29 protein-coding genes are annotated in these 26542 nt (G+C 29.3%); 13 read left to right on the top strand and 16 right to left on the bottom strand.

The features are described from left to right. The first annotated feature begins 10 nt into the window (after window positions 1-10). The 3 genes from CHB67_RS04415 to CHB67_RS04405 all read left to right on the top strand — a co-directional run bounded on the left by CHB67_RS04415 (window position 11) and on the right by CHB67_RS04405 (window position 3094). A complete protein-coding gene (locus CHB67_RS04415; protein ID WP_089380678.1) occupies window positions 11-352 on the top strand; it encodes a cupin domain-containing protein in 342 nt (113 codons plus the stop codon). 1 nt (window position 353) lies between these two features. After that, window positions 354-593 (top strand): CBU_0592 family membrane protein, encoded by a 240-nt coding sequence (locus tag CHB67_RS04410; RefSeq protein ID WP_089380530.1) that lies wholly within the window; start codon window positions 354-356, stop codon window positions 591-593. Between the two features lie 68 nt (window positions 594-661). Then, window positions 662-3094, top strand: coding sequence for an ATP-binding protein (locus CHB67_RS04405; protein ID WP_089380529.1), 2433 nt, complete (start codon window positions 662-664; stop codon window positions 3092-3094). Between the two features lie 9 nt (window positions 3095-3103). Here CHB67_RS04405 and CHB67_RS04400 read toward each other — a convergent pair whose 3' ends face one another. From CHB67_RS04400 to CHB67_RS04380, 6 genes are all read right to left on the bottom strand, one after another. Continuing rightward, entirely contained in the window at window positions 3104-3688 is a 585-nt protein-coding gene (locus tag CHB67_RS04400; protein ID WP_089380528.1) for an NUDIX domain-containing protein, read from the bottom strand. 3 nt (window positions 3689-3691) lie between these two features. Then, the gene (locus tag CHB67_RS04395) at window positions 3692-4135 is read right to left on the bottom strand and encodes a GNAT family N-acetyltransferase (protein ID WP_089380527.1); all 444 of its coding nucleotides are present in this window, start codon (window positions 4133-4135) and stop codon (window positions 3692-3694) included. A 2-nt stretch (window positions 4136-4137) separates the two neighbouring features. Further along, complete coding sequence (locus CHB67_RS04390) at window positions 4138-5046, bottom strand: cation diffusion facilitator family transporter (RefSeq protein WP_089380526.1); 909 nt, start codon at window positions 5044-5046, stop codon at window positions 4138-4140. Between the two features lie 53 nt (window positions 5047-5099). Beyond that, window positions 5100-5537, bottom strand: coding sequence for an RpiB/LacA/LacB family sugar-phosphate isomerase (locus CHB67_RS04385; protein ID WP_089380525.1), 438 nt, complete (start codon window positions 5535-5537; stop codon window positions 5100-5102). A 602-nt stretch (window positions 5538-6139) separates the two neighbouring features. After that, on the bottom strand, window positions 6140-6298 hold the full coding sequence (locus tag CHB67_RS17160) for a hypothetical protein (RefSeq protein WP_176461211.1): 159 nt from the start codon (window positions 6296-6298) through the stop codon (window positions 6140-6142). Window positions 6299-6373: 75 nt separating this feature from the next. Further along, the gene (locus CHB67_RS04380) at window positions 6374-7294 is read right to left on the bottom strand and encodes a diacylglycerol/lipid kinase family protein (RefSeq protein ID WP_089380524.1); all 921 of its coding nucleotides are present in this window, start codon (window positions 7292-7294) and stop codon (window positions 6374-6376) included. 113 nt (window positions 7295-7407) lie between these two features. Here CHB67_RS04380 and CHB67_RS04375 point away from each other — a divergent pair, with 113 nt between their 5' ends. The 4 genes from CHB67_RS04375 (at window position 7408) to tatA (ending at window position 11087) form a co-directional block, all read left to right on the top strand. Beyond that, window positions 7408-9657 carry a ribonuclease R family protein gene (locus CHB67_RS04375; protein WP_089380677.1) on the top strand — a complete coding sequence of 750 codons (2250 nt, stop codon included), beginning with the start codon at window positions 7408-7410 and terminating at the stop codon, window positions 9655-9657. 63 nt (window positions 9658-9720) lie between these two features. Beyond that, window positions 9721-10113, top strand: a complete 393-nt coding sequence (locus CHB67_RS04370) for a DUF302 domain-containing protein (protein ID WP_089380523.1) — start codon at window positions 9721-9723, stop codon at window positions 10111-10113. Between the two features lie 12 nt (window positions 10114-10125). Beyond that, entirely contained in the window at window positions 10126-10797 is a 672-nt protein-coding gene (locus CHB67_RS04365) for a head GIN domain-containing protein (protein ID WP_089380522.1), read from the top strand. An 89-nt stretch (window positions 10798-10886) separates the two neighbouring features. Then, window positions 10887-11087, top strand: coding sequence for a twin-arginine translocase TatA/TatE family subunit (gene tatA / locus CHB67_RS04360; protein WP_089380521.1), 201 nt, complete (start codon window positions 10887-10889; stop codon window positions 11085-11087). A gap of 111 nt (window positions 11088-11198) precedes the next feature. Here tatA and CHB67_RS04355 read toward each other — a convergent pair whose 3' ends face one another. Then, window positions 11199-11516 carry a heavy metal-binding domain-containing protein gene (locus CHB67_RS04355; RefSeq protein ID WP_089380520.1) on the bottom strand — a complete coding sequence of 106 codons (318 nt, stop codon included), beginning with the start codon at window positions 11514-11516 and terminating at the stop codon, window positions 11199-11201. Window position 11517: 1 nt separating this feature from the next. Continuing rightward, window positions 11518-12447, bottom strand: a complete 930-nt coding sequence (locus tag CHB67_RS04350) for an SPFH domain-containing protein (RefSeq protein ID WP_089380519.1) — start codon at window positions 12445-12447, stop codon at window positions 11518-11520. A 234-nt stretch (window positions 12448-12681) separates the two neighbouring features. Here CHB67_RS04350 and CHB67_RS04345 point away from each other — a divergent pair, with 234 nt between their 5' ends. From CHB67_RS04345 to CHB67_RS04330, 4 genes are all read left to right on the top strand, one after another. After that, on the top strand, window positions 12682-13158 hold the full coding sequence (locus CHB67_RS04345) for a (2Fe-2S)-binding protein (RefSeq protein WP_089380518.1): 477 nt from the start codon (window positions 12682-12684) through the stop codon (window positions 13156-13158). A gap of 2 nt (window positions 13159-13160) precedes the next feature. Next, window positions 13161-15338, top strand: coding sequence for a xanthine dehydrogenase family protein molybdopterin-binding subunit (locus tag CHB67_RS04340; protein WP_089380517.1), 2178 nt, complete (start codon window positions 13161-13163; stop codon window positions 15336-15338). A gap of 135 nt (window positions 15339-15473) precedes the next feature. Then, window positions 15474-15839, top strand: coding sequence for a 6-phosphogluconate dehydrogenase (locus CHB67_RS04335; protein ID WP_089380516.1), 366 nt, complete (start codon window positions 15474-15476; stop codon window positions 15837-15839). Then, window positions 15832-16377 (top strand): acyl-CoA thioesterase, encoded by a 546-nt coding sequence (locus CHB67_RS04330; protein WP_089380515.1) that lies wholly within the window; start codon window positions 15832-15834, stop codon window positions 16375-16377. Before CHB67_RS04335 ends, CHB67_RS04330 begins: the two co-directional genes overlap by 8 nt. Here the strand turns inward: CHB67_RS04330 and CHB67_RS04325 are convergent, their stop codons facing one another. From CHB67_RS04325 to CHB67_RS04315, 3 genes are all read right to left on the bottom strand, one after another. Continuing rightward, window positions 16378-17511 (bottom strand): saccharopine dehydrogenase family protein, encoded by a 1134-nt coding sequence (locus tag CHB67_RS04325; RefSeq protein WP_089380514.1) that lies wholly within the window; start codon window positions 17509-17511, stop codon window positions 16378-16380. A gap of 174 nt (window positions 17512-17685) precedes the next feature. Next, a complete protein-coding gene (locus CHB67_RS04320; protein ID WP_089380513.1) occupies window positions 17686-18414 on the bottom strand; it encodes a sulfite exporter TauE/SafE family protein in 729 nt (242 codons plus the stop codon). Window positions 18415-18488: 74 nt separating this feature from the next. Next, entirely contained in the window at window positions 18489-19421 is a 933-nt protein-coding gene (locus CHB67_RS04315) for a TIGR01212 family radical SAM protein (RefSeq protein WP_089380512.1), read from the bottom strand. 52 nt (window positions 19422-19473) lie between these two features. On the opposite strand from CHB67_RS04315, the gene CHB67_RS04310 reads away from it, so the two are divergent. Beyond that, complete coding sequence (locus CHB67_RS04310; RefSeq protein ID WP_089380511.1) at window positions 19474-19929, top strand: 3-oxoacyl-ACP synthase; 456 nt, start codon at window positions 19474-19476, stop codon at window positions 19927-19929. Window positions 19930-20003: 74 nt separating this feature from the next. Next, complete coding sequence (locus CHB67_RS04305; RefSeq protein ID WP_089380510.1) at window positions 20004-21458, top strand: ATP-binding protein; 1455 nt, start codon at window positions 20004-20006, stop codon at window positions 21456-21458. A 197-nt stretch (window positions 21459-21655) separates the two neighbouring features. Here the strand turns inward: CHB67_RS04305 and CHB67_RS04300 are convergent, their stop codons facing one another. The 5 genes from CHB67_RS04300 to CHB67_RS04280 form a co-directional block, all read right to left on the bottom strand. Continuing rightward, a complete protein-coding gene (locus tag CHB67_RS04300; RefSeq protein WP_089380509.1) occupies window positions 21656-23797 on the bottom strand; it encodes a prolyl oligopeptidase family serine peptidase in 2142 nt (713 codons plus the stop codon). A gap of 112 nt (window positions 23798-23909) precedes the next feature. Further along, window positions 23910-24479, bottom strand: a complete 570-nt coding sequence (locus CHB67_RS04295) for a heme-binding beta-barrel domain-containing protein (protein ID WP_089380508.1) — start codon at window positions 24477-24479, stop codon at window positions 23910-23912. Between the two features lie 96 nt (window positions 24480-24575). Next, entirely contained in the window at window positions 24576-24959 is a 384-nt protein-coding gene (locus CHB67_RS04290) for a hypothetical protein (RefSeq protein WP_089380507.1), read from the bottom strand. Window positions 24960-25040: 81 nt separating this feature from the next. Next, complete coding sequence (locus CHB67_RS04285; RefSeq protein WP_089380506.1) at window positions 25041-25817, bottom strand: Rossmann-fold NAD(P)-binding domain-containing protein; 777 nt, start codon at window positions 25815-25817, stop codon at window positions 25041-25043. A 24-nt stretch (window positions 25818-25841) separates the two neighbouring features. After that, window positions 25842-26519 (bottom strand): LysE family translocator, encoded by a 678-nt coding sequence (locus CHB67_RS04280; protein WP_089380505.1) that lies wholly within the window; start codon window positions 26517-26519, stop codon window positions 25842-25844. Window positions 26520-26542: the final 23 nt, after the last annotated feature.

Raw genomic sequence — 26542 nt, 5'->3', positions numbered from 1 at the left:
AATTATACTTATGAAAAAATCTTCACTTGCCGAAAATATAGTTTACAATGAAAATAAAGCAGCAATCTCTGTTTTATTTGAAACCGAAACTACCAAAGAAATTAGAGTGGTTATGAAAAAAGAGCAACTAATGAAAGAGCATAAAACTGCTTTTCCAATTACTGTTGAAATTTTTGAAGGTGCAATTGATTTTGGTGTAGAAGGTACCGTTTACAAATTAATTAAAGGAGATTTGGTTTCATTAGAAGCAAGTGTACCACACGATTTAGTTGCTGTTGAAGATAGCATAGTTCGTTTAACTTTATCTAAATTAGATACAGTTGACCGTGTTGTTAAAGTTGCTGAATCTTAATATGACAACTACAGACTGGCTAGGTTTTTTAGGTGTTTTTCAAATATTGTTAGCGTACGTATTAAACGTATTAGGTAAAATTAAAAAAGAAGATTTATCTTTTATCTTATTAAATTTAATTGGTGCAAGTTTAGCTTGTTTGGCATCTATTTTAATGAATTATATGCCTTTTATACTATTAGAAGGTGTTTGGGCTTTTGTAACGCTAATTTCATTAATAAAATATGAGAAAATGTCATAAATAGTATAAAAAAAAATTAAAGACTTTAAAAAAAATATTTATATCTTTATTTCATAAAACAGCTATGAATGAATAAATTAGATACTAAATACAGGTCTTTTTCGCCCAAAAGAATAGTTAAACCCTTTTACATCTCAATTGCTTTTATCACGCTAATTTTTTTAGCAACTATCTTTTATGTTCTTTTTACAAATTCTTCAAATTTTATTAAATATCAAGTTAGTGAGTTTGAAAATTTATTAATTCAATCAAAAAAAGATTTTATTCAAACCCAAGTTGATGCAATTATTCAAGATATTGAAATTGAAGAGCACATATTATTGACAAGATTAGAAAAAGAAAATCAAAATTTATTACATAATAGAGATGCAATAGATAGTATTGTAAAAGAAGAAATATATTTACATATTCATAATACAAAACTTATTAATTCGGGTTATATATGGGTGAATGAAATATTAAATTACGAAGGAGGAGATAATTATGCAATACGCTTAATACATCCAAATTTAAATGAAACCGAAGGCATGTTGTTATCAACAAACATGACCGATGTTAAAGGAAATAAACCTTATTTAACTGAACTTAATGGCGTAAAAAAGGATGGAAAACTATTTTTTAACTACTGGTTTAAAAAACCTAACAGCGAAAAAATAGCGCAAAAACTTACCTATGCACGTTTGTATAAAAAATATAATTGGATTATTGCTACAGGCATTTATCTTGATGATGTAGATGCGCTTGTAGCTGCAGAGTTAGAAAAAGGAAAAAAAATGATTTGGAATCAAATTTCAATTATCTTATTGGTTTTACTGTTCTCACTTATTATTGCCTTTTTAACAATACATTATTTCAAAAAAAGAATTACTACAACCATAAACTTTTACACAAAAGAAGTTGATGAACGAGAAAAATTACTTCAAGAATTTAACACAGATCTTGAAAAATTAGTTAAAAAACGAACCGAACAATTAAATGAAAGTGAACTTCGCTATGGTTCATTATTCAAAAAAAATCAATCGGTAATGTTGTTGCTAGATCCAGAAACAGGCTTAATTGTAGATGCAAATGAAGCTGCTGTTCAATTTTACGGATATACTTTTAAGCAACTTACTTCAATGAGTTTATCTGAAATAAACACCCTTCCTTTAGATGAACTAAAATCAACTATTAAAGATGTACTTTCTTCTAAATTGAAACATTTTTATTTTAAACATAAAATAGCAAATGGAGCTATTAAAGATGTTGAAGTGTATTCAGAAAAAATAAGGGTTGGAGGTAAAGATCTTTTATACTCTATTGTTTATGATATTTCTGAACTTAAAAAAACACAAAAAGAATTAATTGTTGCTAAAAATAGAGCTGAAGAAAGTGACCGACTTAAATCTGCTTTTTTAACCAATATGAGTCATGAAATTAGAACTCCTATGAACGGAATTCTTGGGTTTTCAAACTTATTAAAAAACCCAAGTTTGTCGGGTAATAAACAGCAAGAATACATTAAAATTATAGAAAAAAGTGGGGAAAGAATGCTTAATATAATCAATAATATTGTTGATATTTCTAAAATTGAGTCTGGATTAATGAAGGTGAAGTTAGAAGAAACTAATATTAATCATCAAATTGAATTTATCTATAATTTTTTTAAACCCGAAGTTAAAGCAAAAGGCTTAACATTAATAGCTAAAAATGGACTTCCAGAAAATAAAGCTATTATTAAAACAGATACTGAAAAAGTATATGCAATACTAACAAATTTGGTTAAAAATGCCATTAAATACACAGCTAAAGGTACTATTGAATTTGGATATATTAAAAAAGAAAAATACCTTGAATTTTACGTAAAAGATACCGGAATTGGAATTCCAGAAGATAGAAAAAAAGCTATTTTTGAACGCTTTGTTCAAGCTGATATTTATGATAAAATGGCACGACAAGGTGCAGGATTAGGATTGACAATTTCTAAAGCTTTTATTGAAATTTTAGGTGGTGAAATTAGAGTTGAAAGTGAAGAAGGTATTGGTTCTACATTTTATGTTACTTTACCATATACTGAAGAAAAAAAAACAATATCCAATGTAGAAAATACCTTAGAAGAATTAAATGCAACTACATCAAAAATTAATGGATTAAAAATATTAATTACTGAAGATGATGAAACTTCTGAAGCACTTTTATCAATAGCTATTGAAGGTATCAGTAGCGAAATAATTAGCGCTAAAACTGGAATTGAAGCTATTGAAAAAATTAAAAAAAATCCGGATATAGATGTGATACTCATGGATATTCAAATGCCAGAAATGAATGGTTATGAAGCTACAAAGCAAATTAGAACATTTAATAAAAATGTTATTATTATAGCACAAACTGCTTTTGGATTGGCTGGAGATAAAGAAAAAGCTGTAGCTGCAGGATGTAACGATTATATTTCAAAACCCATTAAAACAAACCAATTAATTGCATTAATTGAAAAATTAGTAAGTGGATTGGTAGCACCCTAACTAGATATTTTATTCAACCAATTTATGAATTTGAGCATATTGCAATAAAATAATGCTTTTGGCATCACAAATTTCACCTGTTGAAATCATTTCTAAAGCATTGTTAAAATCAGTTTCTATTACCTCAATTTCTTCGGTTTCTTCTTCTAAACCACCACCTTCGCTAATTTTCATTTCATCACTATATTCAGCAATATAGTAGTGAATTTTTTCAGTAACAGCTCCCGGTGTAGAATAGATTTCAAATATTTTTTTTGGATGGTCAATTTTAAAACCTGTTTCTTCTTCGGCTTCTTTTTTAATACAAGTTAAAGGATCATCAGCATCTAATAAACCAGCGCAAACTTCAATCATCATACCATCTTCATTTTCATTTAGATACGTTGGCATTCTAAATTGTTTGGTAAGAATGACTGTTTTTTTTGAAGGATTGTAGAGTAAAATAGCGGCTCCATCACCACGATCATAACATTCGCGTTGTTGGTATTGCCATTTACCATCTTTTGTTTGGTAATCAAAATCTACCTTGTCTAATTTATACCAATTATCCGATAAATTTTTAATGCTTTTTATCTTAACTTTTGAATTGTTCATAGCTTACTTTTTTATCATTCCTATATGCGGAATTCCATCTTCTAAATACGTTTCTCCAATCATATTAAAACCAAGAGATTCATAGAATTTCTTTAAATATTTTTGAGCTGAAATTTTTATTTCAGTTTCATTAAAAAAAGTAGAAATAGCTTCAATTGAAGCTTTCATTATTTGATAACCGTACTTGTTAATACGCTCATTTTTTTTAACAACAACTCTTCCAATACTTGCTTTTTCAAAATAATCTCCGGATTTAAAAATACGTGTATAGGCTATCAATTTATCATTTTTAAAACCCAAAACATGCAACGCTTTTTGATCTTTAAAATCAATGTCTTGATACACACAGTCTTGTTCAACCACAAAAACTTCACTTCTTAATTGTAAAATTACATACAATTCATTGGTTGAAAGTTGTGAAAAGGATTTAATGATAACTTCAAACATTATTAATCTTGTTTTATTAAATCTTTTTCATCGTCTCTGATAAATTCTGGTTGAAAATTACAATGATCTATACCGTATTTATCTAATAATAATTTTTCAATTTTTTCGCAAATCACATCAAATTCAGAAAGCTTAATATCTTTTTCAAATTCAATATGAGCTTCTATATGTGTGCCGTGATCGTTTAATTGCCATATATGAACATGATGAATGTTTTTAATGCTTTCAATTTTTAGTACTTCCAAAGCAACTTCTTCAATTTTAATATGTTCAGGAGCAAAAAGCATTAATATTTTAACCGATTTTATTAAAATATCCCAACTCATATAAATTAAATATCCTGAAATAATTAAAGTTAATATGGCATCTATCCAATAAATTTGGTAGTATTTCATTAATAAACCACCAATTAAAACAGCTACTGAAGTTAACATATCTGTTAATAAATGTAGATATGCAGATTTCATATTTAAATTATGTGTAGCATCTTTTTTTAATAAAAGAACACTAAATCCGTTTACAGCAATTCCTAAAATTGCCAACCATATTACTAAATCTGTTTGAATTTCTTGAGGAGTAAAAAAACGTTTAACAGCTTCAATTGCTAAAAAAACTGCAATTACTATTAAAGAAATCGCATTGAAAAAAGCAGCAAAAATTTCGGCTCGTTTGTAACCAAAAGTGTACGCTTCACTTGTTTTCTTTTTATTTGCTAAAATATTTGCTACATAGCTTATTATTAAAGAAATAACATCCGAAAAATTATGAATAGCATCAGATATTAACGCTAAACTTCCCGATATAAAACCACCAACCAATTGTGCTATTGTAATGATGATATTTAATATAATTGAGAGTAATAAATTTTTACCAGATAGCGTTGGATGGTGATGTGAGTGATTGTGACTCATTTCTCTAATTAATAATCGTTAAATGTAACTCGTAATTTTTAATTCATAATTGATTAACAACAACCTGTTGGTATTTTATCAATACGTGTTTGGTGACGACCGCCTTCAAATTCTGTATTTAAAAATATTTCAACAAAATCTAAAGCTTGTTGTAAGGATACAAAACGTGCAGGAATGGTTAACACATTAGCATTGTTATGTAATCTTATTAATTCAACAATTTCATTGTTCCAAACCAAACCAGCTCTAATACCTTGGTGCTTATTAGCTGTCATTTGAGCTCCGTTACCACTTCCACATAAAATAATACCATACGTAGCTTTACCAGATTCAACAGCATCAGCAACTGGATGTATTGCATCAGAATAATCCATACTATCATTTGTATCGGTTCCAAAGTTTAAAACTTTAATACCTTTGCTTTCTAATAATTTAATAATTTCGAATTTGTACTCTGTACCTGCGTGATCATTACCAATTGCAATTACCATAAATATGTTTTGTTAATAAGTTAGAGCACAAAAATACAAATTCACGCTTATTAACAGTAAAAAAATTAATTGTTAATAGCATTTTTTAAAAAACTGATTTACAATAGCTTTACATTTTATTAACATTGTGGATAAGTTTAGCCTTAAAAAAGAAAACTATTTTTTGATATATCTAAATAAAAGTCTAATGCAAAAACTGACATGAATTATGCAAATTTATTTATTGATTTTTCATTTAAAGTTGTTAACCAGTTTTTGAATGGTTGTTAACATCGTAAACACGAATTGTTATACAAAAAAGCTGTTAACTAACACTATGAACACACTGTTCATAACTACTATAATTTTATTGATTATTAAGTGTTTAAAGTTTTAGTAAATGTTCATAGTATTCTATAAGTGATATATCAAAATTTAAATTCATCTTTTTATTGTACATGTTAACACACTATAATAACAAAAAATATTTTTTTAAATTTTTAAAATTCTTTTTTATAATATATATATATGTTCATAAAGTTTAAAACTACACTAGAATTGACTCTTTTAAAATAGTAGTACTTCTTAAAACTATTTTATAGTTTTAAAAAATTAGTATTAAATTATAATTGAATTGAAAGTTTTAAAGCTGTTGATGGAAGCGAAACAGTTTCTATATGATCTTCAGAAGAAAAAGAACTGTTGATTGTTTTTATAGATAGGAAAATTCCTACGATAAAAATAATAACAAATAACACAATAATTTTATACAACCTTTTCATAATTAATGTCTTGTATATAATAAAGACGAAAAAAATTTGAGTTCGTTACAATTTTTTTAAGATTTTTTTAACAATTTATTTTTTAGGTACAATAAAAGTCAATGCTTTTGGAAGTAAACTCACTGAAAAACTACCTGAACCAATCAATTCTCCATCTGCTTGTATATAAGCTTCTTGGTTAGCTGCTACTTTAATTTTTAATTCAGAAGTTTTATAGTTTTCAACAATTTTATGTTGGGTAATTTTTCCATTAAAAAAAGCTGGAATATTTATAAGTAATTGTACTAATGAAATGTTTTTAACAAACGAAATATCAAATAAACCGTTTAAAGGATCAGGCTTTTGCGTTAGTTGCATTCCGCCACCGCAATACTTACCAATACCAATAAAAAGCAACAAGGTTTTTTGTTTTAAAACGGTATTGTTAAAACTAATTTCAAGCAATGGTTTTTTATAACTAAACAAGCTTAACAAAGCACCGGCTAAATAAGCTAAAGAACCTAAATTTTTATACTTATGAACTTTGTTAACAACGTACCCGTCAAATCCAATTCCGGCTAAATTATTAAAGTAAATATTTGTATTTGTGTTAGTTAAGTTAATTTTACCAATATCTTGAGGTGTAGTATGTTCGGTTTTTAAAATTTCAATTGCTTTTTTATAATTGGTTGAAATACCGTAGGTTTTAACCCAATCGTTTCCAGTTCCAATAGGAATTACGCCAATTTTTACTTCGGAAATAATAGGAATATTTAATCGTAAAATTCCGTTAACAACACTATGAAGCGTGCCGTCTCCGCCAACACAAATTATTTTTGTAAACCCTTTATCAATAGCATTTTTTACCAATTCTATTGCGTGATTTTTATGCTCAGTAAATACATATTCGAATTGAAATTGTTGCGATTTTAATTCCTTATAAATACGTGGCCATTGCTTTTTTGAAGCACCGTTTCCTGAAGTAGGATTCACAATTACAAACCATTGTTTTGGCATAATTTAAAAAATCAAATTTTATGCAAAATACAAATTCAAGTTTATATAAGGTTTTATTAACACAATCAAGTTTAAAAAATAGTACTTTTGAAATAATTAAAAAAATGAATTTAATGTCGAAGAAGAAAAAAATATATAAAAAGAAAGGAAACGTTATCAAAGATTTAACTAGAAATATACTAAAATTATTAAATCAAGATTTTAATAAAAGTTTAAATTATAAGCAAATAGCAGCTAAATTAGAAATTACAGATGCGAATGGGAGAAATCAAATTATTCAAAAATTAGAAGAATTAAAAGGCCAGCAAAAAGTTGATGAAGTAGAGCGTGGAAAGTTTAAAATTATTCCATTAGACAAATATTATATTGGTATTTTAGATGCTACTAGTAATGGAAATGCTTATTTTGTTTGTGACGATTTAGAGAAAGATATTTACATTCCGTCGCGAAACTTAAACAAAGGTTTAGACAAGGATACGGTAAAAATTTATTTATATAACCGTAGAAATAGTAGTAAACAAGAAGGTGATGTTGTTGAAATAATTCAACGTGCAAAAACCGAATTTGTTGGCGTATTACAACTCAATAAAAACTTTGGTTTTTTAGTACCTGATGATTCAAAAATGTATGTTGATATTTTTATTCCGAAGAATAAATTAAGAGGTGCTGAAGATGGTGTAAAAGTATTGGCTAAAATGACCGACTGGCCTACAAATTCTAAAAATCCGTTTGGAGAAGTTGTTGAGGTTTTAGGAATGCCTGGAGATCACGAAACTGAGATTCATTCTATTTTATTAGAATATGGATTACCGTATAAATTTCCTGATAATGTAGAAGAGGAAGCGGGTAAATTATCGTTTGAAATTACTGAAGAAGAAATTTCAAAAAGAAGAGATATGCATAAAGATTTAACCTTTACCATTGACCCGAAAGATGCGAAAGATTTTGATGATGCCTTGTCTTTTGAAGTATTAGAAAATGGAAACTATGAAATAGGAATTCATATTGCCGATGTTTCACATTATGTTGAAGAAAAAGGAATTATTGAAGATGAAGCTTATGAAAGAGCAACATCGGTTTATTTAGTAGATCGTGTGGTTCCAATGCTTCCAGAAGTATTGTCTAACGGAGTTTGTTCTTTACGTCCTAATGAAGAAAAATTAACTTTTTCAGCTGTTTTTGAAATGAATGAAAAAGGGCATGTGTTAAACGAGTGGTTTGGAAGAACAGTAACGTATTCTGATAAGCGTTTTGCGTATGAAGAAGCACAAGAAATTATTGAAAAAAATACTGAGAAAGAGGTTTCTACTTCGCTCAACCAGCAGTTAAATTGTGAAGTTTCACAAGAAATTTCAATAACAGGTGAAGCATACACAGTGCAGCCAGCAATTGTAACAGCTATTTTAAAATTAAACGAATTAGCCAAAAAACTTCGAAAGAAACGTTTACAGCAAGGTGCTATTACTTTTGATAGAGTAGAGGTTAAATTTAATTTAAATGAAAAAGCAGAGCCTATAGGTGTATTTTTTAAGGAAGCTAAAGATGCTAATAAATTAATTGAAGAATTTATGTTGTTGGCCAACAGAAAAGTGGCTGAATTTATAGGAAGTAAAAAAGGAGTACCAAGTAAAAACACATTTATATATCGTGTGCACGATGAGCCAGATTTAGATAAACTAGCTTCATTACAAACCATTGTAAGTAAATTTGGGTATAAAAATGTAATTGATACAAAAGATAAAAAAACAACGTCTTCAACCTTAAATCAGTTATTAAAAGATGTACACGGAAAAGGCGAAGCAAATATGATTGAAACGTTGGCAGTTCGGTCTATGAGTAAAGCTGTTTATACCACTGAAAATATTGGGCATTACGGATTGGCTTTTGATTATTACAGTCATTTTACATCACCAATTCGTCGTTATCCTGATGTAATGACACATCGTTTATTACAGCATTATTTAGACGGAGGAAAATCTCCAAAAGCTGAAGCGTATGAAGAAAAATGTAAGCATGCTTCCAACCAAGAATATTTAGCTTCAAAAGCTGAAAGAGATTCTATCAAATATATGCAGGTCAAATACATGGCCGATCATAAAGATCAAGAATTTGAGGGTGTAATTTCAGGAGTAACCGAATGGGGAATTTACGTTGAGATTATTGAAAATAAATGTGAAGGAATGGTCCGTATTCGTGAAATAAAAGATGATTATTATTTATTTGACGAAAAGCAATATGCTTTAGTTGGTCAAGCTACCAAAAATTTATACCAATTAGGAGATCACGTTTTAATTAAAGTAAAACACACCGATTTAGAACGTAAACATTTAGATTTTACCTTACTTGAAAAAGTAGAAAAATAAGTTTAAAAAGGCACAATTATTGGTTAATTTGTTAGTTATATATATCAATATAAACTGAATAGGATGAGTTATTATTTTAGTAAAATTTTAGGAAACATTTCATTTGATGAGGCTATAGCATTAACTACAGCCGAATTAAAAAAAGAGGGTTTTGGAGTGCTTACAGAAATTAGCATTGATAAAACATTAAAAAATAAAATTGATGTTGATTTTAAAAAGTATACCATTTTAGGTGCTTGTAATCCTCAATTTGCTTACGAAGCTTTAAAAAGTGAAGATAAAATAGGTGTTTTTCTTCCTTGTAATTTTATTGTTGAAGCCCATGAAAATGGTGATATTGAAGTTTCAGCTGTTGATCCAATTGCTGCTATGAATTCAGTAGAAAATGAAAAACTTGGTAAGTTAGCAATTGAAATTCAAGCTAAAGTGAAACGAGTAATTGATAACTTAAAATAATAAATACTAAGAATGAAAAAATTAACATTATTACTATTATTAACAACATCACTGCTGTTTTCACAAGAAGCAATAGAAACAAAATTAGGTGATTTTAACACCTTAAAAGTTTTTAGTGGCTTAGAAGTTGAATTGATAAAAGCTAATGAAACAAAGGTAGTAGTTACAGGTACTAAAGCCAACCAGGTTTCGGTTAAAAATAAAAATGGAACTTTAAAGTTTAGTTTAAAACTTATTGAAGGATTTAAATACGATGATGTAACTATAAAATTATATTATCAAGATAATATTGCAACTTTAGATGCTAATGAAGGCTCACATATTTTTTCTAATGAAATTATAAAGCAGCAACATTTAGAATTAAAAACACAAGAAGGTGCACATATTGAAATGTCATTAGCCATTAAATATTTAACTGTTAAATGTGTTTCAGGAGGAATTATTGATATTGAAGGTACAGTTCAAAATCAAAAAATTGAAGCAAATACTGGAGGAATTTATAAAGGTTTTGAAGTTCAAAGTATTCAAACAACAGCAGTATCATCTGCAGGAGCAGTGGTTGAAGTTACCGTTTCTGAAATGTTAGACGCTAAAGTTAATTTTGGAGGAACTATTTATTACAAAGGAAATCCGGAAGCTTTAAAAACAAAGAAAGTTATTGGTGGTAAAATTGAACAAAAATAATTGATAAAAAAGCTTACATAAACTGAGTTTTTAAAAGATGAACTTAGTTTTGAATTAATTACTATCTTTGTAACTCAAAATTTTAAAAAATGAATGCACTTACTATATTTTTAGGAATGGTTGGTCCTTGGCAATGGATAATTATTGGTTTGGCAATTTTATTATTGTTTGGGGGTAAAAAATTACCAGAATTAATGAAAGGTCTTGGAGGCGGAATAAAAGAGTTTAAAAAAGCTACTCAAGATGAAGATAAAGAGGATGAGAGTAAAAAAGTTAAAGAAAAAAAATAGTTAATAACACTATAAATTAAAAAAATCCTGTACAATTTGTACAGGATTTTTTTTTTAAAATATGTCATTCTGAACTTGTTTCAGAATCTTATTATTTTGATAACTTAAATATTAAAATTTAACAGCAGTTCCTGAGGCGGTAACCATTAACATGCCGCCGTTTGGTCCAACGGTTTCATAATCTAAGTCAACACCAATAACTGCAGTTGCACCAAGTCTTTGTGCTTGTTCTTGCATTTCTTTTAAGGCAGTGTCTTTAGCTTCTCTTAAAACGCGTTCATAAGAACCAGATCGTCCGCCAACAATATCTCTAATTCCGGCAAAAAAATCTTTAAAAATATTAGCGCCAATAATAGTTTCACCAGTTACAATACCTAAATACTCTTTCACAGTATGTGTTTCTAATGTATTTGTTGTTGTTACTATCATGTTACTTTTTTGTTTTTTTAGTGACTTCAGCTATGGCTGCATCCGTTTCAACCATTTTATTAGCAGCAACCAAACTTGTAACCATATCATTCAACATAGTACTAGCAGCATTCGGGTTATTCGGTAACAAAATTAAGTTAGATTTTGTATCAGCACCAATACTTTGTAACGTATCATAATGTTGGGTAATAATAATCAATGCAGAAGCTTCTTGGCTATTAATACCAGCTCTGTTTAAAACTACCACACTTTCTTCTAAACCACGTGCAATTTCTCTACGTTGGTCTGCAATACCTTTTCCTTGTAAACGTTTACTTTCAGCTTCTGCTTTGGCACGTTCAACAATTAAAATACGTTGTGCATCACCTTCGTGTTGTGCAGCAATTTTTTCACGGTCAGCAGCGTTAATTCGGTTCATGGCAATTTTCACTTTTTCATCAGGATCAATATCTGTTACCAAAGCTTTAATAATATCATATCCATAATTAAGCATTGCTTGTTTTAAATCACGTTGAATAGCTAAGGCAATTTCTTCTTTCTTTTCAAAAACATCATCCAAAATCATTTTTGGAACTTCAGCACGCACCACATCAAAAATAAAGGCGGTAATTTGTTCATCAGGATTTTGAAGCTTGTAAAAAGCATCATATACGTGATCGGGTCTAATTAAAAACTGAACCGATATTTTTAAATGCACAAAAACATCATCTTTGGTTTTGGTTTCAACAATTACATCTAATTGTTGCACACGTAAACTTACACGTCCGGCTACTTTATCAATAATCGGTATTTTTAATTGAAGGCCGGCATTTCTTGAACTTTGAAATTTACCAAAACGTTCAATAATAGCAACTGTTTGTTGTTTTACGGTAAATAAACCAGTGGCAACTAGTACAACAACAATAAAAATAAAAACATACGATCCAATCATTTTTCAAAAAATTTAAAGGTTAAAATAGTTATTAAAGATACAATTTTTAAAAATCTTAAAAATCGTTCTCAATTAATATGTTGTTAATTTTTACAAAATGTTACAGGTTTTAGTTGAAATTATAAATTAGAATAATTTTAAATAACAGAATTGGTGATTTTTAACTAAACGAAGCTTAGATAATTATTGAATTATTGAGTAATTTTAAAGGATAAATGATAAGTAATTTTTAAAATGAAACAATCTATTAGTTTTACATTAAATGGTAAACCAGTCACTGTTGAGGTTGAAGGAAATGAATCTTTATTAACAGTTATTAGAGAATATTTAGATAAAACAGGTACAAAATTTGGCTGTGGTTTAGGCGATTGTGGTGCTTGTACTGTGGTTATTAATAATGAAGCTTTAAGATCGTGTATGTTAGCTGTTGAAGATGTTGTAAATAAAACTATTTTAACTATTGAAGGTTTGGAAGAAAACGGAAATTTACATCCACTTCAAAAAGCATTTGTTGAAAAAGATGCATTGCAATGCGGATTTTGTACGCCGGGAATGATTATGAATGCTTACGGATTGTTACTAAAAAACCCAACACCAACACGCAATGAAGTAATCAACGGAATGGAAGAAAATTTATGCCGATGTGGATCGTACAATCGAATTGTTGAAGCCATTCAATTAGCTGGAATAGAAATGAATAAAAACTTTTAATTATGAAACCTGAAAAAATTGATGAATTATATTTTAACGATGTAAATGAACCTATTCAGTTAGATAGACGTGACTTCTTAAAAAAATTAGGTGGCGGAATTATTGTTGTTTTTTGTATCGGAAAATTATCGTTGTTAAATGGCTGGGGACAAAATGATAAGGAAGATCTTTCAAATTTCAATGCATATTTAAGAGTAAAAGAAGATGGACGTGTAGATTGTTACACTGGGAAAATTGAAATGGGTCAAGGAATTATTACTTCTTTAGCACAAGTATTGGCCGATGAATTACAAGTATCAATTTATGCTGTTGATATGGTGATGGGCGATACAGAATTATGTCCGTATGACGCCGGAACTTGGGGTTCCTTAACCACGCGTTTTGCCGATCCAGTAATAAGAGCTGCTGCTGCTGAAGCTCGTGAAATTTTATTGGATTTAGCCGCTGAAAAGTTACAAGTAACTAAAACGGCTTTAACCATTGAAGAGGGTGTTATTTTTGTTAAAAATAATCCTTCAAAAAAAATTACGTTTGCTGAAATTACCAAAGGGAAAAAAATAGTTAAAAGCCTTTCTACAAAGCCAGAAATTAAAAAGTCGAGCGATTTTAAACTTATAGGACAGTCAATTATAAGTACAGATGCGTTGTCAAAAGTTACCGGAAAAGCCCAATATTCAGGAGATATTAAATTACCAGAAATGGTGTATGCCAAAGTTGTTAGGCCAGCTGTTTATGGTTCAAAAAAAATAGCTGTTGATGCTTCAGAATTGACAACTTTTGAAGGCATCACATTAATTAATGAAGGCGATTTGGTTGCGGTGGTGCATAACAATTTAGAAATTGCCAATAAAGCTGCTCGAAAAGTAAAAGTAACTTGGAATACACCTGAACCAACTACTGATACTGATACTATTTTTCAACATTTAGAAGACCAAATCACAGATTATAATGTATTTAAAGATGGTGGGGATTTAACCATTGGAAGAGCAATTTCAAAAACCATTTTAAAAGAAAAATATCACGATGGTTATAAAGCACACGCGCCTATGGAAACCCATTCCGCAACTTGCTATTTTGAAGGTGAAAAGTTAATTATTTGGGCTTCAACACAAACACCTTTTGGTTTGCAAAAGCAATTGGCAAATGCCTTACATATTGAGCTTGAAAAAGTACACGTAAAACAAATTTTTATTGGCGGTGGTTTTGGTGGAAAAATCTACAACAAACAAGCTATTGAAGCCGCTTTAATTTCAAAATCCTGCGGAAAACCTGTACAATTGGTTTGGAGTAGAAAAGAAGAATTTATGTATGATAGATTTAGGCCAGCAGCTGTAATGAATGTTACTTCAGGAGTAAATAAAGAAGGCAAATTAACCATGTGGGATTTTGATATTTATTGCGCAGGAACTCGTGGAACATCGCTTTTTTATGGTATTGAAAACCATAGAACTAGGATGTTTAATGAAAAAAATGTAAAAGGTGATAGTCATACCAATAAATTAAAAAATCAAAGTGTTCATCCAGTTGGAACTGGTGCTTGGAGAGCTCCCGGAAATAATTCAACCACTTTTGCACGAGAATCTCATATTGATAGTGTTGCTTATAAAATAGGAATGGATCCGTTGGCATTTAGGTTAAAAAACTTGGACCATTTAAATATGACTGCAACACTTCAATTGGCTGCTGAAACTTTTGACTGGAATCGGAAAAAGAAAGAGGGCCATGGCTTTGGTATTGCATTAGGAGAAGATGCAGGTACTTGTGTGGCAATTATTACCGAAGTGTTTGTAGATAAAAATTCAGGAGAAGTTCAGCCTATAAAAATTGTATGTGCTCAAGATATGGGGCAAGTTGTAAATCCACACGGAGCAACAGTTCAAACTGAAGGTGGTATTACTATGGGTTTAGGATACGCTTTGTTTGAAGAAGTTGAATTCAGTGGTGGAAACGTAAAAACTAGAAATTTCAAAAATTATGAAATTAATAAATTTTCAAAAACACCTGAAATAACCTGTGTTTTTAGAGATAAAATGGATGCAAAACCACAAGGTGGTGGAGAGCCTGCAATTATTTGTGTTGGTGGCGCTATAGCAAATGCTGTTTTTGATGCTTCTGGTGCAAGAGTATATAGAATGCCAGTTACTTCAAAAAGAATTTTAGAAGCACTAAAAAAGGCTTAACTATCAAAATTAACAAAGCAATATTTAATTAACAATTTGTTATTTATTTGTAAAAAACAGTCGAATTATACGTGTATTCTATTTAAAAAATTAACTTTGAAATTCATTTAACTGAATTTCTTTTAAATAACTACTATGAAAAAGTTTCTATTTTGGGTGTTAGGTATTTTACTTATAGGAGGTACATTATATTTTTTAGCTATTTATTACATTACCTATAGTGAAGGTTACAGAGCTGGTGAATTGGTGAAATTTAGCCATAAAGGTGTAATTTTTAAAACTTGGGAAGGCGAAATTAGCCAAGGAGTTTCTGAAGGACAAATATTTAAATTTTCGGTTGAAGATCACGAAAAAAAATTAATTCAACAATTAGGCGATTATCAAGGCGCTTATGTTAGACTAACTTATAAAGAGCGTTTTAAAACTTTTTTTTGGTTGGGTGATACAAAATATTACGTAACCAAAGTTGAAAAAACCGATAGAAATAATATTTATGAATAATAATTTTAAAACGTCTGATGATTCAGTAGTAATTTTAACAGAGTTAATGTTGCCTTCACATTCTAATTTTAGTGGAAAAATTCATGGAGGCCATATTTTATCTTTAATGGATAAAGCTGCATTTGCATCAGCTTCAAAATTTTCAGGGCAATATTGTGTAACTGCATCTGTAAACAGAGTTGATTTTTTAAATTCAATTGAAGTTGGAGAATTGGTTACTTTAAGAGCTTGTGTAAATTATGTTGGGCGATCATCAATGGTAGTTGGTATTCGGGTAGAATCTCAAAATATACGCTCGGGTGAAGTTAAACATTGTAATTCTTCTTATTTTTCAATGGTTGCTAAAGATTTAGATGGAAAATCGGTAAAAGTTCCAGGTTTATTAATTAAAGATGAATCTGGATTGCGTCGTTTTTTGCGTTCAATTAAACATATTAAAATGAGAAATGCACGTAAAATAGAGTTTAGCAGAGAAAATTTTGAAGCAAAAGATTATAAAGATGTTTTAAAAAACTACAATGTTAAAATTTCTATGTAGCTAGATTTCAATTTTTTTATAAAACACATTTCTTTCTTCTAAGTAGTTTAAAATATAATTAAAACAAGCGGTATTTTTTCCAACTAATTCTGGCGGAAAAACACCTTTTTCAGTAAATAAACCATCTAAAAATAAATTAGCGGCTGCGGTTGCTGTATAACCCGTTGTTCTTGCCATTGATGAGGTATTGGTAATTGTACAATATGCATCGTGTAAATTGTAAATTATTATTTTTTGAGCACCTTTTTCATCGGTTCCTTTTAAGGTAATTCGCATCACAGTAAGTTCTTCTTCGGTGTCGTTTAATTTCCATTCATTAAATAAAATTTTTGAAGTAAAATCAAGAGGAGAAATACTTGAATCATTTATTTTAATGGGTGTTTTACTAAAAAATCCACTATCTTTTAGCACTTTAATATATTCAACATGACCAGGATAACGCAGCGTTTTTTCTTTCATATTTTTTATATGCGGCATGGTAAAAATAATTGAACGCAATCCGTCAGAATTAAAAGATTCTAAGGTTCCAACACCTTCAAAATCTACATATTCACAATCGGTTAAAGCTTCTTTGGTAACTATACAACCGTTTTCAACATACCTTGCTGGACGCGTATATTCTTCAATTACATCAATGGGTGAAAAAGGTGCTTTATAATTAAATGGCCATTTTTTAACCTTTGGTAAACCACCAACCAAACATTCGAAATCGGTTAATTTTAAGAATTCATTATAATAACCTAAAATAATATTTCCCATTCCAGGAGCAACACCACAATCTACAATGGCTGTTACATTTTTTTCTTTAGCCAATGCATTTAATTCTAAAGAATTTTCAGAAAAAAAGGAAATATCTACCACATTTTTTTCAGCTTCAATACAGTTTTTTAAAGTTTCAAAACCTAAAAAACCTGGAACAGCACAAACTACTAAATCAAATGGTTTAATTATTTGTTGAAGTTTTTCTTTATTAGTTACATCTAACTGAATAGATTTTAATTTATTGCATTTTTTAGTTGCTTTTTCTAGGGCTTTTATATTGAAATCAGTAATTGAAACAGAATGATTTTTAGCTAAATCTACCGCCATAGTACTACCTACCATGCCCGCGCCTAATACAATAATTGTATACATAATTGTGAAGTTAATAAGGATTAAAATTTTAAAAATAGCAATTGAAAATAGCTAAAAAAGTTACAAACCCGGAATTAATATCCAAGGCATTTCAGAAATATGTAGAATTAGTAGAAATGACATTTTTTAAAGTTACAATTTATTTCGATAGCACTATTACGCTGCCTATAATTATTAAAAAAATACAATTTTTATAAGTATGGTAATACCAGTTATTAATATTAAAAATAACACCATAGATTTAAATTTTTCTTCGGAAATAGATTCAAGTATTTTCTTTCCTATATACGTACCTACAATACTAGCAACTAATAAAAATGGAATTAAATATAAGTCGTGTGTATGAATATAGCCATTTGTATAATAAACAATGCCTCTGCTAAAATCAATGCCTAAATCTATCAATGCAGAAGTTGCTATAAAAGTTTGCATGCCTAAATTAAATGAAGCTAATGTTAAACCTCTTATAGCACCTCCAGTACCAATTAAACCTGCAATTAAGCCTGAAAAAACACCACCAATAACCGAGTTTTTTGTTGTAGGTTTTATATTCATATTTTTGAAGAATAAAAGAGTTAAGCTAGTTGCAATTAAAAAAATTGCCAACAGAATTTCTAGTATTGAAGATTGAATAATCTTACTTAAATAAGCGCCAATAATTACAAAAATAACCGCTGGAATCCCCAAATAAAGTACTAATTTTTTATCAAAACCTTTTCTAAAAAAAGCAATTTTCGTAATGTTACTTGATACATGAAAAATTGCGGTAATTCCTAAAACAGAATGAAAATCTAAAAAAAAACTAGCTATTGGAATAAAAAATAGTGAAGAACCAAAACCACCAATGGTTCCTAAAATTTCAGCCAATAAGGCTAATAAAATAAATAATAATAAATAATCCAAAACCCAGGTTTTTGAAATAAGTAAAAAACGATATTTAAAAGCAACTAATTAAAGTTACAATTTTTTTAACGAAGTTAGTTTGTGTAATTTTTTCCTTGCCAGGTATTTTTCTCTACCAGAAGTTTATCAATTTTAGCAACAATTTCAAAATTTTTAAGTCCGCCCCATTTTGGCGCAATTAACAAGTCTTTTGGAGCCTCGCTAATAAAGCGTTCGATAATAATATCTGGTCGAATGTTTGAAATAAATTCAGCGATAAATTCTATATAATCTTCAGCAGTAAATAAATTTAATTTTTCAGGATTACGGTTGTATTGTACCGCCATTACAGAATTTTTTACAATTTGTAAATGGTGCAGTTTTAAGGTAGCAATTGGTAGTTTTGAAAGCTCAAAAGCGTGTTGTAATAAATCTTCTTTAGTTTCACCAGGTAAGCCTAAAATTATATGTGCACCTAAGTGAAAACCTTTGTTTCTGCACAATTCATAAGTGGCTTTGGTTTCTTCAAACGTATGGCAACGATTTACTTCCAATAAAGTTTTTTCGTTGGTACTTTCAACACCGAATTCTAATGAAATAAAGTATTTTTTAGACAATTTATCTAAATAATTAATAATTTCTTTGGAAATACAATCAGGACGTGTACCAATTACCAATCCAACAACTTTAGGTACACTCAAGGCTTCATCGTACAATTTTTTAAGCGATTCAAAATCGGAATAGGTATTTGTATACGCTTGAAAATAAGCTAAGTATTTGTTATTTTTTCCTTTTCTTGAAAAGAATTCAATACCATGTTCTAACTGTTGTTTTACGCTTTTTTGTGGTTCGCAGTAATCTGGATTAAAGGTGTTATTATTGCAGTAGGTACAACCTCCAAATCCTTTAGAACCATCACGGTTTGGACACGAAAAACCAATATCTAATGAAATTTTTTGTACACGTTCACCAAAATGTAATTTAATGAATGAACTATAATCTAAATATCGTTTTCCTGTAATTTTCATTGAATTGTTTGTTTTGCAAAATTAGGAATAGTTATTTTTACAACCATTCTATATGAAGAAAGATTTAAACATAAAACAGCAATTATTAAATGCTTGTATTCATTTTGTTGAAAACAAGCACACAACCATTTCAAAAAGTATTGCTTCAAACAAAAACGACTTATTTTCTGAAACCAAAAGTTCAGCAGGTGATAAGCACGAAACAGGAAGAGCAATGATTCAATTAGAAATGGAAAAAGCAGGTCAGCAATTGGCTGAAGTGAACTTGATGCAAGAAGTTTTAAATAAAATAACGATTGAATATACTTCGGAAGTTGTTTGTTTAGGAAGCTTGATTAAAACAACTAAAGGCATTTATTTTTTAGCTATTAGCGTTGGTAAAGTGGTGGTTGAACAACACGATTATTTTGTAGTTTCAGCACAATCTCCCATAGGAAAACAGTTATTAGGAAAAAAAATAGGCGATTTAATACCTTTTAATCAGGCTGTTGTAATTGAAATTTTATAAAAAATCAAATAAGATCAAATTTTTAATCTTATTTGGTTATATTTGTAAATAGAGTTAATTAAATAACCTTATTTATGGCTAATTTAAAATATTTTTCAAAAGAACAGGTAATTAATAAAATTAAATTTGAGAATCCTTGGTGGAAAACATCTAAAATAGATGAGTATTATTCTTCAATGAAGAAACGACTTTATTTTGATCTTTTTGCGCCGTTAGTTTATGAAAAGAACGTGAAAAGGGCTGTTGTATTAATGGGGCCTAGAAGAGTTGGTAAAACCGTAATGCTTTTTCATTTAGTTCAAGATTTAATAAATAATAATGTTCCTCCAAAAAATATTGTTTATCTATCTATTGAGAATCCTATATATACTGGACTTTCATTAGAAGAAATGTTGATACATTTTTTAGAGATAAATAGTAAAATTGCTTCTGAAGAACATTACATCATTTTTGATGAGATTCAATATCTGAAAAATTGGGAAATACATTTAAAAACGTTAGTTGATAGTTATCACAAAATAAAATTTATAGTATCTGGCTCAGCTGCAGCAGCTTTAAAACTAAAAAGTAATGAATCTGGCGCAGGAAGATTTACAGATTTTATGTTACCTCCATTAACTTTTCATGAATATATAGATTTAAAAAATTTATCACATTTAATAAAATTAACAAGTAAAGAATGGAAAGGTGTAAAAGGAAACTATTTTCAAACAGATAATATTGAGGAGTTTAACCAACATTTTTTAAATTACATTAATTTTGGTGGATATCCAGAGCTTTCTTTGTCAAAAGAAATGCAATCGGATCCTGGAAGATATATTAGAAGTGATATTATAGATAAAGTTCTTTTAAGAGATTTACCTAGTCTTTATGGTATTCAGGATGTACAGGAGTTGAATGCCTTATTTACAACTATTGCCTATAATTCAGGAAATGAATTTACTTATGAACAACTTTCAATAAATTCTGGTGTAGCAAAAAATACGATTAAAAAATATATTGAATATTTAGAAGCAGCTTTTTTGATTCGTGTTATTAATAAAATTGATCAAAATGCAAAAAAATTTAAAAGAGCTACTTCTTTTAAAATATATTTGACAAATCCATCTTTAAGAGGTGCTTTATTTGCGCCTATTGAAAAAGATGATGAATTTATAGGTAATATGGTTGAAACTGCTATTTTTTCTCAATGGGGTCATAATACTGAATTTACCCCTTATTATGCAAGATGGAAAAGCGGAGAAGTAGATATTGTTAGGCTTTCAAATGAAAAGCAAAAACCAATTTGGGCTGTAGAAATTAAATGGAGTAATCGTTATGTTAAAAGTTTGAATAAATTATCCAATCTTAAATCTTTTTGTAAAAAGAATAATTTGGATAGAACTTTAGTAACTACACTTAATATTGAGGAAATTAAAGAAGATGATGGTTTAATGTATGATTTTACACCAAGTAGTCTTTATTGTTATACAGTTGGAAGAAATGCAGTTGAGAGGAAATTTAATATATCAATGGCTATTACCCATTAAAAAAAGGCTGTTTAAAAAGTAGTATTTTTGTCAACCTGAACTTGTTTACTTATCCATTTTTTATTTTAGAGTATGGAATTCGTGAATCTTCGATTTCAGGTTCGCATACTAATTGATTATCAGTATGGTGAGATTCTGAATCAAGTTCAGAATGACGGTTTCAATACTTTTTAAACAGCCTTTATAAATTTAAGAAACTACCCTTTTACTTTTGTTTCACTTGGTAATTCTTTAAAACCCATATTGTACAAGGTAAATCCAAAAATATCAGCGTATTGTTCAATAGTTTTAGAAACAGGTGTTCCTGCTCCGTGACCAGCATTGGTTTCAATACGAATTAAGGTTGGATTATCTCCCGTTTGTTTGTCTTGTAATTCAGCCGCAAATTTAAATGAATGTGCAGGAACTACACGGTCATCGTGATCACCGGTAGTTACCATAGTTGCAGGATATGCAACACCTTCTTTTACATTATGTACCGGAGAATATCCTTTTAAATAGTCAAACATTTCTTTAGAATCTTCTGCAGTTCCGTAGTCATACGCCCAACCAGCACCCGCAGTAAATGTATGGTAACGCAACATATCCATAACACCAACAGCAGGCAATGCTACTTTCATTAAATCGGGTCTTTGTGTCATTACAGCACCAACCAATAAACCTCCGTTAGAACCACCTCTAATAGCTAAATATTCTGATGAGGTGTAGTTGTTTTCTATTAAATATTCCGCAGCTGCAATAAAATCGTCGAATACGTTTTGTTTTTGCAATTTAGTACCTGCTTTGTGCCAAACTTTACCATATTCTCCACCACCACGTAAATTTGGTACAGCGTAAATTCCGCCTTGTTCCATCCAAACAGCATTTGCAATACTAAAACTTGGAGTTAAACTAATATTAAAACCACCATAACCATATAAAATAGTTGGGTTTTTGCCATTTAGTTCTGTTCCTTTTTTGTAAGAAATAATCATAGGAACCTTTGTACCGTCTTTTGAAGTATAAAAAACTTGTTTGGTTTCGTAATTATCAGAATTAAAATCGATTGCTGGTTTTTTGTATAAGTTAGAAATCCCTTTCTTAGGTTCAAAAGAGTAAATAGAACCTGGCGTAATGTAATTTGAAAATGAATAATACAATGTTTTAGCATTCTTTTTTCCACCAAAACCACCAACAGTACCAACCCCTGGCAATTTAATTTCACGAACTAATTTTCCTTTGTAATCGTATTGTTTTACTTGTGAAACAGCATCAACCATATATTTAGCAAAAATAAAACCACTTGCTTTTGAAGGCGATAAAACATTTTTTGTTTCAGGAATAATGTCTACCCAATTTTCAGACATAGGTTTGTGTACCGGAGCTGCAACAACACGTTTATTAGGTGCATCAACATTGGTTACCAATAAAAACTTATTTCCTTTGTGATCTAATACAGAAGTATCATATTCAAAGCCTAAAATAATAGGTTTTATGTTACTGTTTTTAGTTAGTAAACTTTTATAATATAATTCATTTCCAGAAGTAGAAACCGAAGCGCTAATAATTAAAAATTTTCCATCTTCAGTTACAGATCCGTTTACATATCTCCTTTTTTCTTTGTCTCCAAAAATAATTTCATCCTCTTTTTGAGCAGTTCCAAGTTTGTGGTAAAACAAGCGATGTTGATCGGTTTTTGCAGATAATTCGCTTCCTTTAGGTTTTTCATAACTTGAATAAAAAATTCCTTTATTTCCGTGCCAAGCCAATTGGCTAAATTTTACATCAATAAGCGTATCTTCTTTAATTTCTTTTGAAATGGCATCCATAATAATAACTTTACGCCAGTCTGAACCTCCTTCAGAAATGGTATAAGCAACTAATTTTCCATTTTTTGAAAACGAAATTTCAGACAATGAAGTAGTACCATCTTTTGAAAATGTATTAGGATCTAAAAACACCTCAGGCTCTTCATCTTTTTTAAACCGATACAATACATATTGATTTTGTAAGCCGTTATTTTTGTAGAAGTAAGTATAATTTCCTTCAATAAAAGGGGAACCTACTTTTTCATAATTCCATAATTTTTCTAATCTATTTTTTAAAGCTTCACGATAAGGAATTTGTGCTAAATAACCAAAAGTTGTTTCATTTTCAGCACTTACCCAAGCAGCAGTTTCATCAGACATATCGTCTTCTAGCCAACGGTAAGGATCTTTTACATCAGTACCAAAATAGTTGGTAATTGTGTCTACTTTTTTTGTTGCAGGGTATTTCAATTTGGCAGTTTTTGGCGCATCAGCATTCTTACAAGAGAACATAAAAATTCCAATGAGTGTTAATAAAAAATATTTTTTCATGATAATTGTAATTTGTTCGAAACAAAAATAACCAAAAAACTACTAGTTTTTTGGTTATAAATTAGTTAATACAACGTAAATATTACCAATAAAAGGCAATTGAGTTCCCTTTTTATGATTGAAGTGTTAATTCGTTTTTATCGGTATGTTCAAACGCTCTTCCATAAATTTCTAGCATAGTGGTTTCAGAACAAATCATTTTTCCATTTTCAACAGTAAGCTCTTGACGGTAGTTTTTTGTTAAGGCTTTTTGTTTCATAAAAGGCGATTGTACAATGCCCCAATCTTCATTATCAATTCCTGCGGAAATATCAATAGAAAGTTTTCCGTTTTTATAATTTGAATCGTTTAATTTTGCACCAGCTAATAAGCTTACAGCTCTAGGAATATTTAAAGAATGCATAATTACATTTTCTTTTGCGTCCCACATCCAATAACCTGTTTCATCGTGAAAAATTCCATCGTCAGATTTACGCTTTACAATTTTTCGGTAATGCAATACAGCCAAAACTTGTTCTTCACCATTGGTTAAATCGCCACCTTCTTCAAAAGTAATTGTTTCGTAATACGGGTTTTCTTCAGTACCATCAGATTCTGGAGCAATATCTATTCCTTTATCACCTTTCCAAACACCAATTAAAGCAGCCAACGGCCCGTAATTTATTTCTATAATTTCACTCATTTTTTTTAAATTTTATCAAATGTAAATAAGTCGAGTTATTAAGTTTATGACATTTGTCAAATAATTTTAAGATTTAACTAAACTTTAGTCGTTTTTTTAATGAAAATACCCGAAATAGGTGAAAAACAATCCAAAAACAACAATTAAAACACCTAAAATAGCATATAATTTAGGAATACTAAAAAATGATTTATACATAGAAATTACTGTTGGAAATGCCAATAATAATATTCCTTTTATAAGTGCTACCCAACCTATAATGGTAATTAAAACGGTCCAATTTTTAACCCAATAATTATGATTTTCAATAATAAGTACCCCAAAAATAATCGCCATAAAACCACCTAGAATTAAGTAAGCAGTATTTTCTAATAATTTTGGAATTTCTTTTTTATAATAATTGCCATTTAGTAAAATTCCTACGCCAAACGAAAGGTATATTAATCCTATAATTTTTGCTATTAAGGTTGAAGTTTCCATTTTTTTAGAATTGAAAATTAAGCATTCTAAAGGTACAGTATAAAATTTTCAGAATCAATTAAATTTACTAACTAAAGCTAATTAATGACTTGGTAATTGCATTAAATTTGGATATTTAAATTCGAAATTTAAAGTTTTTTTAAGCTTTTCATTTCCAATAATTTTGATCGATTTTTTATCATTTTCATTGAAAATAGGCATAGTTCTACCTACTTCTAAAAATGCTTTGGTGTAAAAATCTCGTCGTTTTGGATGCGTGTCTGCACTGGCATTAAAAGTATCATTCCAACAATTTTGTAAAACCAGTTGTTTTATAATTTCAATACAATCATCTTGATGAATCATATTTACAACACCTTCAGGATTTGGGATAACTTTGCCGTTTTTAAACCAATTTCCCGGTTTTCTTTGGTAACCTAACAATCCTGAAAATCGAAGAATGGTTGTTTTAAAATGGGTGTTTTTTTGAAATAATTCTTCAATATCTTTTAACGGACAGTCTTTTAAAATGGTTGCTTCAGTAATAATTTCTTTAGCACTTTCAAAAACAGAGGTTGAGCTTACAAACAGTACTTTTTTGATGCTCGATTTTTCAATAAACGTAATTAGGTTTTTAAATCCTTCAATATTTTTTGAAGGAATATTTACAATTAAAATTTCTGAATTTAAAAAGTCTAATATATTGTTGGGAAGTTCTTCTAAATTGAAAAGAAAAGGTTCAATATTATTGGATTTAAGTACTTCAATTTTTTCTTCGGAAGTTGTAGAACCTTTTACGAAAAAACCTTTATTTACAAAGCTTTGGGCTAAAGGAAATCCTAACCAACCACAACCAAAAATACTTATATTTTTTTTCATTAAAAGTGAAATAAAACCTTAAAATTAATGTTCAGATTGTTCAATTACGTTGTTAATATTTAGTTGTTCTTTTGGTAAAAAACCTTTCAACATTAAAGCAATTCCAAAAACCATTAATAAAATACCCATTCCGCGTTTTACTTTGTAAATAACAGTTGGTGTTAACTTTCGTTTTAATTGTTTTGCCAATAAAATTTTTCCAAGATCGGTGATAAAATAACTTAATAAAATCACCATAAAATAGTTGAAAATTTTCTGCGGATTCATTTGTAAATTAGAACCAATAACTACAATCATTCCCAACCAAAAAGCCAATACACCAATGTTAATAAAGTTCAGTAAAAAACCTTTTAACAGTAATTTTACATAATTGGTTTTTTCGGGCAGTACTAAGGTTTCATCTTGCACCACTCTTTTTTGACTTTTGTCTACATAGGTAATAATGCCATACACCAACAAAATGAGGCCACCAATAAAAAATAAGCGCGGATCATCTTTAATTTGTTCTAATAAACTTTTACTTCCGTAGTAAGCAATTAAAATAAAGGCTATATCGCCTAAAATTACACCTACATCAAAGGCAATTGCAGCTCTAGCACCTTTTATAATACTTGTTTGTATGAGCATAAAAAATACAGGACCAATCATAAAGGCCAGAAAAAATCCGATAAGTACTGCATCTTTAAGTTCGATAAATGTCATAAATAGTGCTAAAAACGTGAAAT

The sequence above is a fragment of the Lutibacter agarilyticus genome (assembly GCF_900188235.1).
GTDB lineage: Bacteria > Bacteroidota > Bacteroidia > Flavobacteriales > Flavobacteriaceae > Lutibacter > Lutibacter agarilyticus.
This window is presented reverse-complemented; position numbering and strand designations above follow the sequence as displayed.

Bases quoted from the DNA above. Each gene is read 5' to 3' on its own strand.
- CHB67_RS04310 (WP_089380511.1), top strand. From the start codon at position 19,474: ATGAAGAAAGATTTAAACATAAAACAGCAATTATTAAATGCTTGTATT.
- CHB67_RS04290 (WP_089380507.1), bottom strand. From the start codon at position 24,959: ATGGAAACTTCAACCTTAATAGCAAAAATTATAGGATTAATATACCTT.
- CHB67_RS04365 (WP_089380522.1), top strand. From the start codon at position 10,126: ATGAAAAAATTAACATTATTACTATTATTAACAACATCACTGCTGTTT.
- CHB67_RS04325 (WP_089380514.1), bottom strand. From the start codon at position 17,511: ATGTATACAATTATTGTATTAGGCGCGGGCATGGTAGGTAGTACTATG.
- CHB67_RS04385 (WP_089380525.1), bottom strand. From the start codon at position 5,537: ATGGTAATTGCAATTGGTAATGATCACGCAGGTACAGAGTACAAATTC.
- CHB67_RS04405 (WP_089380529.1), top strand. From the start codon at position 662: ATGAATAAATTAGATACTAAATACAGGTCTTTTTCGCCCAAAAGAATA.
- CHB67_RS04355 (WP_089380520.1), bottom strand. From the start codon at position 11,516: ATGATAGTAACAACAACAAATACATTAGAAACACATACTGTGAAAGAG.
- CHB67_RS17160 (WP_176461211.1), bottom strand. From the start codon at position 6,298: ATGAAAAGGTTGTATAAAATTATTGTGTTATTTGTTATTATTTTTATC.
- CHB67_RS04375 (WP_089380677.1), top strand. From the start codon at position 7,408: ATGTCGAAGAAGAAAAAAATATATAAAAAGAAAGGAAACGTTATCAAA.
- CHB67_RS04345 (WP_089380518.1), top strand. From the start codon at position 12,682: ATGAAACAATCTATTAGTTTTACATTAAATGGTAAACCAGTCACTGTT.
- CHB67_RS04370 (WP_089380523.1), top strand. From the start codon at position 9,721: ATGAGTTATTATTTTAGTAAAATTTTAGGAAACATTTCATTTGATGAG.
- CHB67_RS04330 (WP_089380515.1), top strand. From the start codon at position 15,832: ATGAATAATAATTTTAAAACGTCTGATGATTCAGTAGTAATTTTAACA.
- CHB67_RS04285 (WP_089380506.1), bottom strand. From the start codon at position 25,817: ATGAAAAAAAATATAAGTATTTTTGGTTGTGGTTGGTTAGGATTTCCT.
- CHB67_RS04280 (WP_089380505.1), bottom strand. From the start codon at position 26,519: ATGACATTTATCGAACTTAAAGATGCAGTACTTATCGGATTTTTTCTG.
- CHB67_RS04410 (WP_089380530.1), top strand. From the start codon at position 354: ATGACAACTACAGACTGGCTAGGTTTTTTAGGTGTTTTTCAAATATTG.
- CHB67_RS04390 (WP_089380526.1), bottom strand. From the start codon at position 5,046: ATGAGTCACAATCACTCACATCACCATCCAACGCTATCTGGTAAAAAT.
- CHB67_RS04380 (WP_089380524.1), bottom strand. From the start codon at position 7,294: ATGCCAAAACAATGGTTTGTAATTGTGAATCCTACTTCAGGAAACGGT.
- tatA (WP_089380521.1), top strand. From the start codon at position 10,887: ATGAATGCACTTACTATATTTTTAGGAATGGTTGGTCCTTGGCAATGG.
- CHB67_RS04305 (WP_089380510.1), top strand. From the start codon at position 20,004: ATGGCTAATTTAAAATATTTTTCAAAAGAACAGGTAATTAATAAAATT.
- CHB67_RS04315 (WP_089380512.1), bottom strand. From the start codon at position 19,421: ATGAAAATTACAGGAAAACGATATTTAGATTATAGTTCATTCATTAAA.
- CHB67_RS04335 (WP_089380516.1), top strand. From the start codon at position 15,474: ATGAAAAAGTTTCTATTTTGGGTGTTAGGTATTTTACTTATAGGAGGT.
- CHB67_RS04300 (WP_089380509.1), bottom strand. From the start codon at position 23,797: ATGAAAAAATATTTTTTATTAACACTCATTGGAATTTTTATGTTCTCT.
- CHB67_RS04415 (WP_089380678.1), top strand. From the start codon at position 11: ATGAAAAAATCTTCACTTGCCGAAAATATAGTTTACAATGAAAATAAA.
- CHB67_RS04395 (WP_089380527.1), bottom strand. From the start codon at position 4,135: ATGTTTGAAGTTATCATTAAATCCTTTTCACAACTTTCAACCAATGAA.
- CHB67_RS04350 (WP_089380519.1), bottom strand. From the start codon at position 12,447: ATGATTGGATCGTATGTTTTTATTTTTATTGTTGTTGTACTAGTTGCC.
- CHB67_RS04295 (WP_089380508.1), bottom strand. From the start codon at position 24,479: ATGAGTGAAATTATAGAAATAAATTACGGGCCGTTGGCTGCTTTAATT.
- CHB67_RS04340 (WP_089380517.1), top strand. From the start codon at position 13,161: ATGAAACCTGAAAAAATTGATGAATTATATTTTAACGATGTAAATGAA.
- CHB67_RS04400 (WP_089380528.1), bottom strand. From the start codon at position 3,688: ATGAACAATTCAAAAGTTAAGATAAAAAGCATTAAAAATTTATCGGAT.